We start from the raw sequence: 13,770 nt of genomic DNA on the forward strand, positions 1-13,770 counted from the left end.
CTAGCCCTCGGTCCCGAGAATGCGGTCGACCCCGCCGCGCGTTACCGCGTGGTAGCTATCGCGGGTCTCGGCATAGATGCGCTGCGCGATCGGCCGGCCCCATTCGTCCTGGCCCCACAGCACCTGGAACAGCGGGCGCACGAATTTCGCGCGGCCGACCTCGGCGAGGAATTCCTCCGCCTGCGGCACCGCGGGTTCGTAGCGATTGGCGAGCGCCAGTTCGAGCCACAGGAACAGCTCCTCGTTATTGCCCGTGCCCGACAGGCCCAGCGCCTCGTTCAGCGCGGCGAGTTGCTGGGCAGTGCGCTGCTCTGGGATATTGTCGAGGAAGCGCTGGCGCTCGGCGCTGCTCCACTGCGCATAGCCCGCCGGGATCGTGCCCTCGGCGCCATAGGCCGACACCGCGGCATCGACCGCGGCGAATGCCGCCGGGTCGGGCTTGGCCACATTCGCGGGCAGGCCCGGCTCGAAGATCCATTCGCGCAGCATCAGCGCATCGGCTTCGGCCCCGCCCCGCACGAGGTTTTCCATCATGTCCGCGAGGAACAGTTCGCTGGTGGCGGGCTGGAAGGCATGGTTGTCGAACCACTGGCGCAGCCATGCATCGAAACGCTCGCGGCCGACCACGCTTTCGACCGTGCGCAGGAAGAACGCGCCCTTGTCATAGGCGATCGCGCTGCCGAGCTGGTAGCCACCATCGGTGCTCAGCGCGGTGCCCGGGGCATCCTCGCCAACCTCGGCCAGCGTTTCCTCGATATTGGCAAACATCAGCGCGGCTTCCTGCTCGGCGCGCTGCTTGCCATAGACCGCCTCGACGATGCGGTTCTCGAAATAGGTGGTCACGCCCTCGTTGAGCCAGCTGTCGCCCCACACCGCATTGGTGACGAGATTGCCCGACCAGCTATGCGCCAGTTCGTGCGCGACGAGCCCGTTGTTCGACCGGTCGCCCGCGATGAAGGTCGGGGTGAGGAAGGTCATGACGGGGTTTTCCATCCCGCCATAGGGGAAGGCTGGCGGCAGCACGATCATATCGTAGCGACCCCAGCGGTATTCGCCGTAGAGCTCCTCCGCCGCGACGACCATTTCCTCGGTGTCGTTCACTTCGCGCCATGCCCGGTCGAGCGTGGCGGGTTCGGCCCAGACGCCGGTGCGCGGGCCAATCGCGCGGAAATCGATATCGCCCGCCGCGATCGCGATGAGATAGGGCGGCACTGGCTTGTCCATCACGAAGGTGAAGGCACGGCGGCCGTTGCCGAGATCCTCGGGCTCACCCTGGCGCACGCCGCTCATCACCACGTCGAGCGGCGCGGGCGCGGTGATGCGCGCTTCCCATGTCTGCCGGATGCCGGGGCTGTCCTGCGTCGGGATCCAGCTGCGATTGAGGATCGCCTGTCCCTGGCTGAAGAGGAAGGGATGCACCCCGCCCTTGGTCTGTTCGGGGCTGAGCCATTGCAGCGCGCTGGCATCGGCGGGCGCGCGATAGGCGATGCGCAGCGTCTCCGCGCCGTCGAGGCGGATCGTCAGCGCCGCGCCCTTGCCGCCTTCGGCCACCGGCTCGCCCACCGTATGGGACAGCGCGCGGCCCTGCCCGTCGGTGACCTGCGCGATCTCGAGCCCGTTGGTGTCGAGCACGATTTCCTCGGCCCCCGGCGCGGCCAGCACGCTCAGTTCCGCCGTCCCGCCGACACGCTTGGCGTCGAAATCGAGGTCGAGATCGAGCGCGACATGCGTGACCCGCGCGACCTGGGGCTGCGCATGGGTCAGCGTGTCGACTGCCTCGGGCGAGGTCAAGATCGGCGAGACCATGCGGTCCGCTGCCGCAGCGACCGGCGCGGGCGCCGCTTCCATCGTGGTACAGGCGGTACTGGTGAGCAACAAGGCGAGCGGTGCGGCGAATTTACGCATGAAAGGTCTCCGTGAAGGGCCGGATACGCGACCCGGCTATCTGTCTGTTATTGCAGCGGCTTGGACGGGTGGCCGGTTCAGCTCCAGACCGCCTCGGGCGGAAGGCTCATCAAGATCGCGTCGATATTGCCGCCGGTCTTGAGGCCGAACAGCGTGCCGCGGTCGTAGACCAGGTTGAACTCGGCATAGCGCCCGCGCCATTCGAGCTGGGTCTGCTTGTCCTGTGCCGTGAACGCGCTGTCCATGCGGCGGCGCACCAGCCGCGGGAAGATATCGAGGAAAGCCTCGCCCACGTCCTTGGTGAAAGCGAGATTGCGGTCGAACGCGGCCCCTTCGTCGACGGCGGGATCCTCGCATTCGAGGTGGTCGTAGAAGATCCCGCCCACCCCGCGGTGCACGCCGCGGTGGGGGATGTAGAAATAGTCGTCGGCCCACTTCTTGAAGCGTTCGTAATAGGTCGGGTTGTGCGCCGCGCAGGCCGCGCGGAAACAGGCGTGGAATTCGTCCGTGTCCTCGGCATAGGGGATCGGCGGATTGAGATCGGCCCCGCCGCCGAACCACGCCTTGCCGGTGGTCAGGAACCGCGTGTTCATATGCACGGCGGGCACATGCGGATTGGCCATATGCGCGACCAGGCTGATGCCGGTGGCAGTAAAGCCCGGGCTGTCCGCGCTGGCGCCATTGATCGTGGCGGCGAATTCCTTCGCGAAATTGCCGCGCACGGTCGAAACGTTGACCCCGACCTTTTCGAACACCTTGCCCTTCATCAAGCCGCGCGTCCCGCCGCCGGGATCGGCATTGCCTTCCTCTTCGCGGTTCCAGCTGTCGTACCGGAAGCCGGCGTCGCTGCCCGCCTCGCGCTCGATGGCTTCGAATTCGGCGCAGATGCGGTCGCGCAGGCTTTCGAACCAGGTACGGGCGGTCTCGGTCTGCTGGGTCCAGTCGGTCATGGCAAAAGCCTTGCCATCCCCACTTCGCTACGGCAATAGCGAGCCATGGTTCCCCTTTCGTTCGCAGGCGAGGAATGGCTCCTCACCGAAGGCCGCGCGCTGTACTGGCCGCGCGAACGCGCGTTGCTGGTGGCCGACCTGCATCTGGAAAAAGGCAGTTTCTTCGCGCGGCACGGGCAGCTGATCCCGCCCTATGACAGCCGCGAAACGCTGGAACGCGTGGCACTGGCGATCCGCGAAACGGGCGCGCGGCGGGTCATCACGCTGGGCGACAATTTCCACGATTCGGCCGGGTCCACCCGGCTCGAAGAACATGCCGCGGGGATGCTTCACGCGCTGACCCGCACGGTCGACTGGGTCTGGATCACCGGCAATCACGATCCCGAAATGGAAGCCCGCTGCGGCGGCACGCTGGCGGAAGAACTCGAGCTCGGCGGGCTGATCCTGCGCCACCGCGCCAAGGCGGGCGAAATCCGCCCGGAACTGTCGGGCCACTACCACCCCCGCCTCCAGCTCAAGGTGCGCCAGCGCCATATCCGCCGCCCCTGCGCGGTGGTCAGCGCCAACGATGGCCCCGGCGGCAAGCCGGGCGGACGCATGATCCTGCCCGCCTTCGGCGCCTTTACCGGGGGGATGGATGCCGCCGATCCGGCGATCCTGAAGGCGCTCCAGCCAGCGCAGCGGATCGATGCGGTGGTCCCGGCAAAGGGCCAGCTGGCGCGCTTCAACCTGTGGAACCGCGCTGCCTGAGGGCAACAACAGCGCGCAAATATGCGCCCCATTCGCATAACACACTTCCGAATCCCCGGAACAATGCCTACATGCTGGCTTTCCGAATACCGCAACCAGTTCCGAATACGGCCACCAAAGGAGAGTGCCCCATAGCCCGTCCACCCCGGCGCAGCATGCAAATGCCCGTGAAAAGCGGCCCGCGCTACGATAACATGATCAATGTGCCGAAAGTCCGCGTGATCGACCACGAAGGCGAAAACATCGGCGTTATGTTCACCCGCGAAGCGGTCGAGCAGGCCAATGAACTCGGTCTCAATCTCGTCGAAGTGTCCCCCAATGCGGACCCGCCGGTGTGCAAGTTCCTCGATGTCGGCAAGCACCGCTACGAGGCGCAGAAAAAGGCCAACCTTGCCCGCAAGACGCAGAAGACCCAGGAAATCAAAGAGGTCAAGATGCGCCCGAATATCGACACCCACGATTACGAGGTGAAGATGCGCAATGTCGTCAAGTTCCTCGAGAACGGCGACAAGGTGAAGTGCACGCTGCGGTTCCGCGGCCGCGAAATGGCGCACCAGCAGCTCGGCATGGATCTCCTCAACCGCGTCCGCGACGATGTCGAGGAAATCGCCAAGGTCGAAGCCTTCCCGCGCCTCGAAGGGCGTCAGATGATCATGGTGCTCGCGCCCAAGTAAGGCGCACGCCACACTGCATTGCGAAAGGGCGGCGCTTCGGGGCCGCCCTTTTCGTATCGGGCATCCATGCGCCTGGCGCGTTGCCCCGCCCGCGCGGCGCTGTTAGCAGTTCGCGCCAAGGGGGGATCGCAGCACATGGCGGCCAGACATATCGGATTGCTGGTGGGCGCTGCGGCGCTACTGGCCAGCATTTTCCTGCCCACGCCCGCGGGTATGCAGCGCGAGGCATTCATCGTCGCCGGGCTGGTGGTGCTGATGGCCGCCTGGTGGATGACCGAGGCGCTGCCGCTGACGGCAACCGCGCTGATGCCGTTCATCGTGCTGCCCTTTGCCGGGGTGATGAGCGCCAAGGAAACCGCCAGCGCCTATTATTCCGACATCCTGTTCCTGCTGCTGGGCGGCGGCTTCATCGCGCTGGCGATCGAACGCACCGGCCTGCACCGGCGGCTTGCGCTGGGGATCCTCAGCCTGCTTGGCGGGCGCGGCGGACAGGCCGGCCTGCTGCTGGCCTTTATGATCGCCGCCGCGATCCTGTCGATGCTGATTTCGAACACCTCCACCACCCTCATCATGATGCCCATGGCCGTCGCCGTCCTCGCGGGCGGCGGGGTGCTGGCCGGGGACCGCGACGGGCTGGCGGGCGCTCTGCCCATGGGGATCGCGTTTGCGGCCAGCATCGGCGGGCTCGGCACGCTGGTCGGATCGCCGACCAACGCGATCTCGGTGGGGCTGCTGGACACGATGATCGGCACACAGATCAGCTTTGCCGAATGGTCGTTCTACGGCTTCCCCATCGTGCTGCTCGGCGTTCCGCTCGCGGCTTTCCTCGTCGCGCGGGTCCAGCGCGTCTCGGCGCATCCCTTCGATGTCGCTGCGGCGCGCGCCGCGGTGGCCAATGAACAGCCGATGGGCCCCGCCGAACGGCGGCTGATGATCGTCGTCGCGCTGACCTTTGCCGCCTGGATGACGCGGCTGGTACTGGGACCCTACCTGCCGGAAGGGTCGTGGACCGATGGCACCATCGCCATCATCGCCAGCCTGGCGCTGTTCCTGCTGCCCGATGGCACCGGGCGGCCGCTGCTGGTGTGGGAAGAGGCCAACCGCGCGCCGTGGGGTGTCATCATGATGTTCGGCGGCGGGCTGGCGCTGGCAGCAGGGATGAGCGCGAGCGGGCTGGCCGACTGGCTGGGCAACGCCCTCCTCCCGCTGGAGGCTTTCCCGCTGCTGCTGGTGGCGCTGGCGGTGGTGGCGATGGTGGTGCTGATCACCGAGTTTGCCAGCAATGTCGCCACCGCCACCGGGATCATCCCGGTGATCGCCGCGCTGGTGGTGGCGCTGGGCGTCGATCCGATCCTGCTCGCTATGCCCGCCGCGCTTGCCGCGAGCTGGGGGTTCATGCTGCCCGCGGGCACCGGCCCCAATGCGATCGCATGGTCGACCGGGCACATCCGCATCGACCGCATGGTCAAGGCGGGGCTGCTGCTGGACATAGCCGGCATACTCATGATCGTCGCCGTGGTGTGGGGAATGGCCGGGCTGGTCTAGAGGGCAGGCACTCCGCCGCGCGCGGCACGCCGGGACCCGGGTGACGACCGCCGCACCGCAAAACTCGGGCCGCACTGCACCCATTCGGCGTTCTGGTGCATTTTGTCGGCAGGGCCGTGATCCATGTGTCGCACCTTGCGGGACTCGTCGCAGTTGAAACCAACAGCGGTCCACCATAAGGATTGAGCCGACAGCGGCGGTCGGCGGAGAAGCGTTCCTGCGGAGGTTAGGAACGGGCGCCGCGGACGATCCGACTTGGCTCCCGCCTTCCTGGGAGCGCTGATCAGGAAGGAGGTTCGCCGATGAGCGACCACGATATCGACCCTACCTCGCCGCGTATGGCGCCCAAGCCCGAAGTCACCAAGATCGACGGGCGCGAACTCAAGCCCAGCACGCTGATGATGGGCTATGGCTATGACCCGGTGCTGTCCGAAGGCAGCCTCAAGCCGCCGATCTTCCTTACCTCGACCTTCGCCTTCCCCAGCGCCGCCGACGGCAAGCGCCATTTCGAAGGCATCACCGGCAAGCGCCCGGGCGGCGCGGACGGTCTCGTCTATTCGCGCTTCAATGCCCCCAACCAGGAAATCCTCGAAGATCGGCTGTCGGTGTGGGACGGCGCCGAAGACGCGCTCAGTTTCTCCAGCGGGATGACCGCGATCTGCGTGCTGATGCTCGCCTATGCCAGCCAGAACGACGTGATCGTCCACTCGGGCCCGCTCTACGCCGCCTCCGAAGGCTTCGTCGCCAAGGTGCTCGCCAAGTTCGGCGTCACCTATGTCGACTTCCCCGCCGGTGCCACCCGCGAGGAGATCGACGCCGTGATCGAGAAGGCGCAGGCGCAGGCCGACGAGCAAGGCGGCAAGGTCTGCATGGTCTATCTCGAAAGCCCGGGTAACCCGACCAATGCGCTGGTCGACATCGAAGCGGTCCGCGCGTCGGTCGATGCGGCGCAGCTCGACTGCCCGATCGCGATCGACAACACTTTCCTCGGCCCGCTGTGGCAGCGCCCGCTCGACCAGGGCGCGGACATTGTCGTCTATTCGCTGACCAAATATGTCGGCGGCCATTCGGACCTCGTCGCGGGCAGCATTGCCGGGGCGAAGAAATGGATGGAACCGGTGCGCATGCTGCGCAACACCATGGGCGGCATTTGCGATCCGAACACCGCGTGGATGCTGATGCGCAGCCTCGAGACGGTCGAACTGCGGATGAACCGCGCGGGCGAGAACGCCGCCAAGGTCTGCGAATTCCTGGCGCAGCATCCCAAGGTCGAAGGGCTCGGCTATCTCGGCATGATCAAGGATGCGCGCCAGCAGGACATCTACGATCGTCACTGCAAGGGCGCGGGCAGCACCTTTTCGCTGCTGCTCAAGGGCGGCGAGGCCGAATGCTTCCGCTTCCTCGACGCGCTCAAGATCGCCAAGCTGGCGGTCAGCCTCGGCGGGACCGAGACGCTGGCGAGCCATCCCGCCTCGATGACGCACCTGTCGGTGGCCGAGGGACGCCGCGCGGAACTGGGCATTTCCGACAATCTGGTGCGCATCTCGATCGGTATCGAGGATCCCGACGATCTGATCGCCGACTTCACGCAAGCACTGGAGAGAGTCTGACCCGGATCGGCTTTCTCGCCTGTGCCGACACGCTCCCCGGCGATGGCCCGCGCCGGGGAGACGCGTTCGAACACGATCTCGAAGTCGCCGCGCTGCGACCGGCGCTGGCGGCGCAGGGCCTCGAACTGGAAGAGATCGACTGGCGCGCGCCGATCGCTGCCTTCGACGGCATAGCGCTGGTGATGCTGGGCACGGCGTGGGACTATCAGGACTATCCCGACGAATTCATCGCCAAGCTGGCGGCGATCGAGGAGCGCGGCGTGACCGTCTGCAATCCGCCCGCCGTGGTGCGGTGGAACGCGGACAAGCGCTATCTCGACGAACTGGCGCAGCAGGGGGCCGCGATCGTCCCGACGCTGTGGCGCAGGGACCTCGGCCGCGCCGGTGTGCAGGACGCGATGGCGCATTTCGCGACCGATCGCGTGGTGGTGAAACGGCAGGTCGGCGCAGGCGGTATCGGGCAGCACAGCTTCGCGCGCGACTCGCTGCCCGATGACAGCTGGACCATGGGCTGCCCCTGCATGGTCCAGCCCTTCCTGCCCAGCGTGGTGGAGGAAGGCGAGTTCACCTATGTCTTCATCGACGGCGCCTTCAGTCACGGCGTCTGCAAGCGCGCCGGGCCGGACGATTACCGTATCCAGTCGCTCTACGGCGGATACGAGACCCCCTATACGCCCGACGCGCGCGACCTGGCCGCGGCGCAGGCGGTGGTGGCGGCGCTGCCGTTCGAACCGCTGCTCTACGCCCGGATCGACATGGTGCGGCTGCCATCGGGCACGCTGGCAGTGATGGAAGCCGAGTTGATCGAACCCTATCTCTACCCCGAGCAGGCGGACGATCTGGGCGAATTGGTAGCGCGCGCCGTGCGCGCAAGGTTGCCGAGCGGAAGCTAGGGCCGTCCCCTATCGTTCCGGGCGCCCTCGTCCTTCAGCGGGACGCCCTTACCCGCGCCATTCGCGCCGGTCTTCGGCGGCCTTGAGCACTTCATAAGCAAGTTGCAGCTTCTGGAACTCGGCTGCGGCTTCCTTGTCGCCTGGCTTGACGTCGGGATGCACCGTCTTGGCCTTGTCGCGCCAGGCCTTCTTGATCGCCGTGAAATCGGCGTCGGCGTCCAGTTCGAGCACTTCCAGCGCGCGCATTTCGTCGGCGCTACGCGAGCCGTCGCCGCTGCCGCTCCAGCCGTAATGCTGCGCCTCTGCGTAACCGGCATTCTCGCTGCGTTCGGCCGACGCGCGGGCTTCCTTCTCGGCCTTGTCGAGCCCTTCGAAATAGTCCCACTTGCGATTGTATTCGGCCGCATGCTTCTGGCAGAACATCCACCGCTCGGGACTGTTCGGCGCCTTGGGCGCGGGGCATTCGCCGGGCTCTTCGCAGCCGTGCCGGTCGCACAGGCGCACGGTCGTCGCCTCGCGCGAGGAACCGTAGCCACGCCAGCGGGGGAAGCCCCAGTCGTTCGAACGGCGCGCCTTAGCCACGGGGCGAAAAAGTCGATTGTCGGGAAAACATCGCGGTTAATCTAGGCGCGCTGGCAAAAGGTGCAACCGCCGGGAACAGGTTTCAATACGAAATGTTGCATTGCAACGTTCGCTAAACCCTTTGGCCGTAGAGCGCCATGCATGAGACCTGAGATGAGCAAACAGCTGACCTTCTCCGCCTGCGTCGCGGTCCTGACGATGGCGTCGTTCGCGATTGCCGCCGGCCATGGCGGGTTCGATGCCGGGCGCGGCGGGCAGATCAGCCCGGGCATGCCTTTCGCGAGCATCAGCGCCGCGCGCTGACCATCGTCAATGCCCCATAGGGAAAGGGCCCCCGCCTGGCGGGAGCCCTCTGGTACGGTTCAACCGATAGTCACGGTCGCAGCGCGGCGGTTCTGCGCCCACGCCGCTTCGTTCGAACCCAGCGCGACCGGGCGTTCCTTCCCGTAGCTCACTGTCCGGATCCGGTTGGCCGGAATACCGATCGAGACGAGATAGTTTTTCGCGGCATTGGCGCGGCGTTCGCCCAGCGCGAGGTTGTAGTCGCGCGTGCCGCGTTCGTCGCAATGCCCTTCGACAGTGAAGGTCACGCCAGAATACTGGTTGAAGTACTGCGCCTGGCGCTGCAGCTTCGCTTGGTCCTCGGCATCAATGTTGAAGCGGTCGGTATCGAAATAGACGACCGTGTTTTCCTGCCCGACGGCGTCGACGAAGTGCTGCTGCGAGCCAACCGTGGGGCCGCTCGGCGCAGGCGCCGGCGCGGGCGTGGCCGTCGGCGGCGGCGGCAGTTCCTCGGGCGCCTTCTTCTGGCACGCGGCAAGCGCAATGGTCGATGCGAGCATCAGGCCGGTAGCAATACGAGTATTCATAGGCTGTCCCCTTATAAACAGCGTGGTGAAGTCGTTTTCGTCGCCGAAAGGCGATCCTTGTTCCTAATCAATGCAGTCAGGGCAGGATCGGTCCCCAGGCTGGGTCCGAGGCATCGACCGGCGTCGGCAGGCGGCGCAGGTTCTCACCCGTCAGGTCGACCTGCCACAGGCCGGTCTTGCCGCTGTTGCGTTCGGTGCGGAAGAACTGGAGGATGCGGCCGTTGGGTGCCCAGGTGGGCGCTTCGTCCTGCCAGCCATTGGTCAGCGTGCGCATGTTGCGGCCGTTGGGGCTCATCACCGCGACATTGAAGTCGCCGGCAATATGCGTGAACGCGATCTGATCGCCGCGCGGGCTCCATTCGGGCGTCGCTGCGCGGCCACCGAAGAAGGACAATCGGCGCTGGCCGGTGCCATCGGCGTTCATGATGTAAATCTGCTGGCTGCCCGAACGGTCGCTCTCGAACACGATCTGGCTGCCATCGGGCGAATAGGATCCGCCGATGTCGATACCGGGCGTATCGGTCAGCCGGATGCTTTCGCCGCCGCTGGCGGATACGCGGTAGATATCGGTGTTGCCGCCCACGGCCATCGAATAGAGAATCCAGCGCCCGTCGGGGCTCCAGCGCGGCGCAAAGGTTGGATTGCTGCTCTGGCTGATCAGCGTCTGCCGGCCGGTACCGATGTCGTAGACATAGATGCGCGGATTGCCGTCGACATAGCTGAGATAGACCAGCTGCTTGTAATCGGGTGAATAGCGCGGCGTCAGCGCGGTCGACCGCCCCGTGGTGATGAACCGGTGATTGGCCCCGTCGCTGTCCATGATCGCGAGCCGCTTGGTCCGGTTATCCTTGGGCCCGGTTTCGGCGATATAGGCGATCCGGCTATCGAAGAACGGGCTTTCGCCGGTCAGCCGCGAATAGACGATATCGGCGCATTTGTGCGCGGCGCGCCGCCAGTCCGCCGGCGGCACGACCCAGCCCTCGCGGACCAGTTCCTGCTGCAACGCCATGTCGTAGAGGTAGCAGCCGACCGTCAGCCGGTCGTCGCTGCGCGCGCGGACATAGCCGTGAACGAGCATCTCGGCGCCACGGTTCGACCAAGTCGGCCAGTTGGGTGCAGTGATCTCGCCGAAGCTGGGCTGCGGCAATGCGTCGGGGCCGGTCGGCTTGAACAGGCCGTTGTTGCGCAGGTCGGCCGTGATGACCCGGGCAAGTTCCTTGCCCAGCGCGGCAGTGCCCGAGGAGTTCGCCGGCGTTGCGACATCGCGGTCGGTGGCGAAGCCGGGGATGGCGATCCCGAGATCGTCGAGATTGCCGTCGAAACTCACGGTCCCCGAAAGGCCTTCGCCTTCGTCGATCGTCTCGACCTCGCCCCCTTCGGGCACGGGCTGCCCCAAATCCTGGTTCTGGGCCGCGAGCGGCGAGGCGATCATGAGCGCGAGGACGAACAGGGCGGGTTGCTTCATCGGGACAGGTTCCAATCGAAATCGACGGTTACGGTCTTCCACGCCTCGTAATATTCGGGCGGGAGGTCGAAGGGGGCGGCGAGTTGGACCGCCCTGATAGCATTTTCGGCATGCCGCGGCGCCTGCGCGCGGTTGGCTTCGGTCTCGCCGCGCTGGCCGACGAGGCTGGGCGCACCCGCCAGCGTTCCATCGGGATTGAGCCGGAAACGGATTTTCGAAACCAGCTTTTCTCGGTCCGCGCCATCGACGGGCCGCCAGTGCGGTCGCAATTGCCGCGCCACGGCCTGGAACAGCGAAGCCTTGGCGCTCGCGCCGATCTGCGACGCGGGCACCCGCGTTTCATTGGTGCGCGTGCTGTCGCCAGAACCTTCGAGGAAATTGTCGCCGAGGCGCGAGCCCCCGCTGCGTTGGCTGGCTTGCGGCTGGCTTTGCGTGCGCGGCGGATCGGGCCGCGTCGCTGGGCGGGGTTCGGGCCGCGCCTGGGGACGCGCAGCCGGTTGCGCGGCCTGCGTGCGCGCGGGCGGAACCGGCCGTTCGGCCTGCGGCGGGACTGGCAGCTCTTGTGCCGGCGCGGGCGCGGGATTGATGTCGAGCGTGGGTGCTGCCGATGCCCGGCTCTCGGTAACCGGGTCGGGCGCGGTTGCCTGCATGCCGACATCTTCGGCGAGGCTGACCGTCATGCGCTGCGGCGGATCGATGGTGGGCGCGGGGAACAGCCCCTGGACGAACAGCATGGCGAACAGCGCGAGGTGCAGGATGACCGCGACCGCCAGCCCGGTCCGCTCCTCTGCCCTGATTGCCGTTCTCTCCATGACGTGCGGCTATTCCGCTGCCGATGAACCGGCGTTGACCGGCGCCGGCGCCGCGCTGTTGGTAATCAGCGAAATGCGATTGAGCCCGGCCCGGTTGAGTTCGCCCATGACCGCCATCACGCGGCCGTAATCGAGCGCACGGTCGGCGCGCAGCGTTATGTCGGGTCCTTCACCGCCGGCGCGCGGAAGGCTTTCCAGCGCCTGCGGCAGGCCGCCAAGCGGGACTTCGACATCGTCGATATAGACATAGCCCGCCTGATCGATGCTGATCGTGACCTGCTGCTGTTCGTTCGGCAGCTGCGCCGCGCGGCTGTCGGGCAGGTCGATCGGCACCCCTGCGGTCATCAGCGGCGCGGTGACCATGAAAATGATCAGCAGCACCAGCATGACATCGACGAAGGGGGTAACGTTGATCTCGCTCATCGGCCGGCGGCGAGAACCGCGGCCGCGCCGCCCGCCGACACGCGCAGAGGCAAGACCCATCGCCATCAGCGGGTTTCCAGCTGGCGGCTGAAGGTCGCGTTCAGCTTGTCGGCGAAACGCTGCAGCCGCGCTTCGTAGCGATCCACGCGGTGGCCGAAGCGGTTGTAGGCGATAACCGCGGGGATCGCGGCGAACAGGCCGATCGCAGTGGCGAAGAGCGCTTCGGAGATACCCGGTGCGACAACGGCGAGCGAGGAGCTTTCCTGTGCGCCGATCTGGAAGAAGCTGTTCATGATGCCCCAGACGGTACCGAACAGGCCGACGAAGGGCGCCACCGAACCGACCGTGGCAAGGAAGTTGAGGCGTTCGGCGATATCGTCCGCCTCGAGCGCGATCTGGCTGTCCATCGCCACCGCGATCCGCCCGCGCAGGGCTTCGGGATCGCGCACCGCGGTCTTGGTCGAACGGCGATATTCGGACACCGCCGCCTGCGCGACGCGCGCTGCGGGGATGTCCTTGCTGCCGCGCTCGGACGTGAAGCGGTCGAAGCTCTCCGCCTGCCAGAACTCGCTTTCATACTCGATCGTGCGGCTACGCAGCTTGCGCATGCGCAGGCTGAAGCTGACGATGATCATCCACACCCAGATGCTGGCCAGCAGCAGGCCGGCCATGACCAGCTGCACGACGATGTCGGCATCGAGGAACAGGCGGATCGGGTCGAGCCGGGTCGGTGCCGCGGCGGCGAGAAAAGTAAGCGAGCTCATGAGTCCCCTTGCTCGACAAAATGCGCGAAAGCCGCGCGCCATTCTTCGGGCTGGCGCTTGGGCCGGCCCTCGGGTGAAACGAAGCCGACGCGCAAATGTGCCTCGGCCAGAAGTTCGCGCTTTTCATCCGCCAACCTGAACGCAAGCTGGTGCATCCGGCACGATGCCGCTTTGAGTTCGGTGCAGCGCGTTTCTATCAGCACATCGTCGTCGAGCCTGGCGGGCCGCAGGTATTTCAGATTGACCTCGGAGACCGCATAGGCGCCGCCCCCGGTTTCGATCGCTGCCCGCTGGTCGATCTTCAGCTGGCGCAGCAGATCGCTGCGCGCGCGTTCGAACCAGCGCAGGTAGTTGGCGTGATACGTGATCCCCGACAGGTCCGTGTCTTCGTAATAGACGCGCACCGCATAGAAGTGACGGCCGGCGTCGAGCGTTCCATCGGGGAAGGAGGGCAAAGTCATGGTCAAGCGCGCCCTTTAGACGAGGCGCCGATGGCCGGGCAATCCAGAACGACGAGCCGACCTTTTC

15 protein-coding genes are annotated in these 13,770 nt (G+C 66.3%); 6 read left to right on the plus strand and 9 right to left on the minus strand.

Annotated features, from left to right (window positions below):
- Together SJY12_RS08700 and hemF are read right to left on the minus strand one after the other, a co-directional pair.
- Nucleotides 1–1,905, minus strand: a complete 1,905-nt coding sequence (locus SJY12_RS08700; RefSeq protein ID WP_397505102.1) for a M1 family metallopeptidase — start codon at nt 1,903–1,905, stop codon at nt 1–3.
- A 77-nt stretch (nt 1,906–1,982) separates the two neighbouring features.
- Nucleotides 1,983–2,855, minus strand: a complete 873-nt coding sequence (gene hemF / locus SJY12_RS08705; RefSeq protein ID WP_397505104.1) for an oxygen-dependent coproporphyrinogen oxidase — start codon at nt 2,853–2,855, stop codon at nt 1,983–1,985.
- Between the two features lie 45 nt (nt 2,856–2,900).
- Here hemF and pdeM point away from each other — a divergent pair, with 45 nt between their 5' ends.
- From pdeM to SJY12_RS08730, 5 genes are all read left to right on the plus strand, one after another.
- Complete coding sequence (gene pdeM, locus SJY12_RS08710) at nt 2,901–3,605, plus strand: ligase-associated DNA damage response endonuclease PdeM (RefSeq protein WP_063535019.1); 705 nt, start codon at nt 2,901–2,903, stop codon at nt 3,603–3,605.
- 155 nt (nt 3,606–3,760) lie between these two features.
- A complete protein-coding gene (gene infC, locus SJY12_RS08715) occupies nt 3,761–4,279 on the plus strand; it encodes a translation initiation factor IF-3 (RefSeq protein WP_082835772.1) in 519 nt (172 codons plus the stop codon).
- A gap of 135 nt (nt 4,280–4,414) precedes the next feature.
- A complete protein-coding gene (locus SJY12_RS08720; RefSeq protein ID WP_397505105.1) occupies nt 4,415–5,824 on the plus strand; it encodes an SLC13 family permease in 1,410 nt (469 codons plus the stop codon).
- A 302-nt stretch (nt 5,825–6,126) separates the two neighbouring features.
- Nucleotides 6,127–7,434 carry a cystathionine gamma-synthase family protein gene (locus SJY12_RS08725; RefSeq protein ID WP_050600988.1) on the plus strand — a complete coding sequence of 436 codons (1,308 nt, stop codon included), beginning with the start codon at nt 6,127–6,129 and terminating at the stop codon, nt 7,432–7,434.
- Nucleotides 7,435–7,616: 182 nt separating this feature from the next.
- The gene (locus SJY12_RS08730; protein ID WP_397505106.1) at nt 7,617–8,327 is read left to right on the plus strand and encodes a RimK family alpha-L-glutamate ligase; all 711 of its coding nucleotides are present in this window, start codon (nt 7,617–7,619) and stop codon (nt 8,325–8,327) included.
- A 48-nt stretch (nt 8,328–8,375) separates the two neighbouring features.
- On the opposite strand, the gene SJY12_RS08735 is transcribed toward SJY12_RS08730, so the two are convergent.
- Complete coding sequence (locus SJY12_RS08735; RefSeq protein ID WP_050600989.1) at nt 8,376–8,909, minus strand: J domain-containing protein; 534 nt, start codon at nt 8,907–8,909, stop codon at nt 8,376–8,378.
- A 153-nt stretch (nt 8,910–9,062) separates the two neighbouring features.
- Here SJY12_RS08735 and SJY12_RS08740 point away from each other — a divergent pair, with 153 nt between their 5' ends.
- Complete coding sequence (locus SJY12_RS08740; RefSeq protein ID WP_156488666.1) at nt 9,063–9,212, plus strand: hypothetical protein; 150 nt, start codon at nt 9,063–9,065, stop codon at nt 9,210–9,212.
- Nucleotides 9,213–9,271: 59 nt separating this feature from the next.
- Here the strand turns inward: SJY12_RS08740 and pal are convergent, their stop codons facing one another.
- The 6 genes from pal to SJY12_RS08770 form a co-directional block, all read right to left on the minus strand.
- Complete coding sequence (gene pal / locus SJY12_RS08745) at nt 9,272–9,778, minus strand: peptidoglycan-associated lipoprotein Pal (RefSeq protein ID WP_063505004.1); 507 nt, start codon at nt 9,776–9,778, stop codon at nt 9,272–9,274.
- Between the two features lie 76 nt (nt 9,779–9,854).
- The gene (tolB, locus tag SJY12_RS08750; protein WP_050600991.1) at nt 9,855–11,243 is read right to left on the minus strand and encodes a Tol-Pal system beta propeller repeat protein TolB; all 1,389 of its coding nucleotides are present in this window, start codon (nt 11,241–11,243) and stop codon (nt 9,855–9,857) included.
- Nucleotides 11,240–12,055: an energy transducer TonB gene (locus tag SJY12_RS08755; RefSeq protein ID WP_397505107.1), complete on the minus strand. Its 816-nt coding sequence runs from the start codon at nt 12,053–12,055 to the stop codon at nt 11,240–11,242. The genes tolB and SJY12_RS08755 overlap by 4 nt, the downstream gene beginning before the upstream one ends.
- A 9-nt stretch (nt 12,056–12,064) precedes the next feature.
- Entirely contained in the window at nt 12,065–12,544 is a 480-nt protein-coding gene (locus tag SJY12_RS08760) for an ExbD/TolR family protein (RefSeq protein WP_397505108.1), read from the minus strand.
- Nucleotides 12,544–13,242: a protein TolQ gene (tolQ, locus tag SJY12_RS08765; protein ID WP_050599409.1), complete on the minus strand. Its 699-nt coding sequence runs from the start codon at nt 13,240–13,242 to the stop codon at nt 12,544–12,546. The genes SJY12_RS08760 and tolQ overlap by 1 nt, the downstream gene beginning before the upstream one ends.
- Nucleotides 13,239–13,703, minus strand: a complete 465-nt coding sequence (locus SJY12_RS08770; RefSeq protein WP_050599512.1) for a thioesterase family protein — start codon at nt 13,701–13,703, stop codon at nt 13,239–13,241. Before SJY12_RS08770 ends, tolQ begins: the two co-directional genes overlap by 4 nt.
- Nucleotides 13,704–13,770: the final 67 nt, after the last annotated feature.

Source organism: Qipengyuania sp. R86523 (assembly GCF_044596365.1).
GTDB classification, from domain to species: Bacteria; Pseudomonadota; Alphaproteobacteria; order Sphingomonadales; family Sphingomonadaceae; genus Qipengyuania; species Qipengyuania citrea.

Bases quoted from the DNA above. Each gene is read 5' to 3' on its own strand.
- SJY12_RS08700 (WP_397505102.1), bottom strand. From the start codon at position 1,905: ATGCGTAAATTCGCCGCACCGCTCGCCTTGTTGCTCACCAGTACCGCC.
- hemF (WP_397505104.1), bottom strand. From the start codon at position 2,855: ATGACCGACTGGACCCAGCAGACCGAGACCGCCCGTACCTGGTTCGAA.
- pdeM (WP_063535019.1), top strand. From the start codon at position 2,901: ATGGTTCCCCTTTCGTTCGCAGGCGAGGAATGGCTCCTCACCGAAGGC.
- infC (WP_082835772.1), top strand. From the start codon at position 3,761: ATGCAAATGCCCGTGAAAAGCGGCCCGCGCTACGATAACATGATCAAT.
- SJY12_RS08720 (WP_397505105.1), top strand. From the start codon at position 4,415: ATGGCGGCCAGACATATCGGATTGCTGGTGGGCGCTGCGGCGCTACTG.
- SJY12_RS08725 (WP_050600988.1), top strand. From the start codon at position 6,127: ATGAGCGACCACGATATCGACCCTACCTCGCCGCGTATGGCGCCCAAG.
- SJY12_RS08730 (WP_397505106.1), top strand. From the start codon at position 7,617: ATGCTGGGCACGGCGTGGGACTATCAGGACTATCCCGACGAATTCATC.
- SJY12_RS08740 (WP_156488666.1), top strand. From the start codon at position 9,063: ATGAGCAAACAGCTGACCTTCTCCGCCTGCGTCGCGGTCCTGACGATG.
- pal (WP_063505004.1), bottom strand. From the start codon at position 9,778: ATGAATACTCGTATTGCTACCGGCCTGATGCTCGCATCGACCATTGCG.
- tolB (WP_050600991.1), bottom strand. From the start codon at position 11,243: ATGAAGCAACCCGCCCTGTTCGTCCTCGCGCTCATGATCGCCTCGCCG.
- SJY12_RS08755 (WP_397505107.1), bottom strand. From the start codon at position 12,055: ATGGAGAGAACGGCAATCAGGGCAGAGGAGCGGACCGGGCTGGCGGTC.
- SJY12_RS08760 (WP_397505108.1), bottom strand. From the start codon at position 12,544: ATGGCGATGGGTCTTGCCTCTGCGCGTGTCGGCGGGCGGCGCGGCCGC.
- tolQ (WP_050599409.1), bottom strand. From the start codon at position 13,242: ATGAGCTCGCTTACTTTTCTCGCCGCCGCGGCACCGACCCGGCTCGAC.
- SJY12_RS08770 (WP_050599512.1), bottom strand. From the start codon at position 13,703: ATGACTTTGCCCTCCTTCCCCGATGGAACGCTCGACGCCGGCCGTCAC.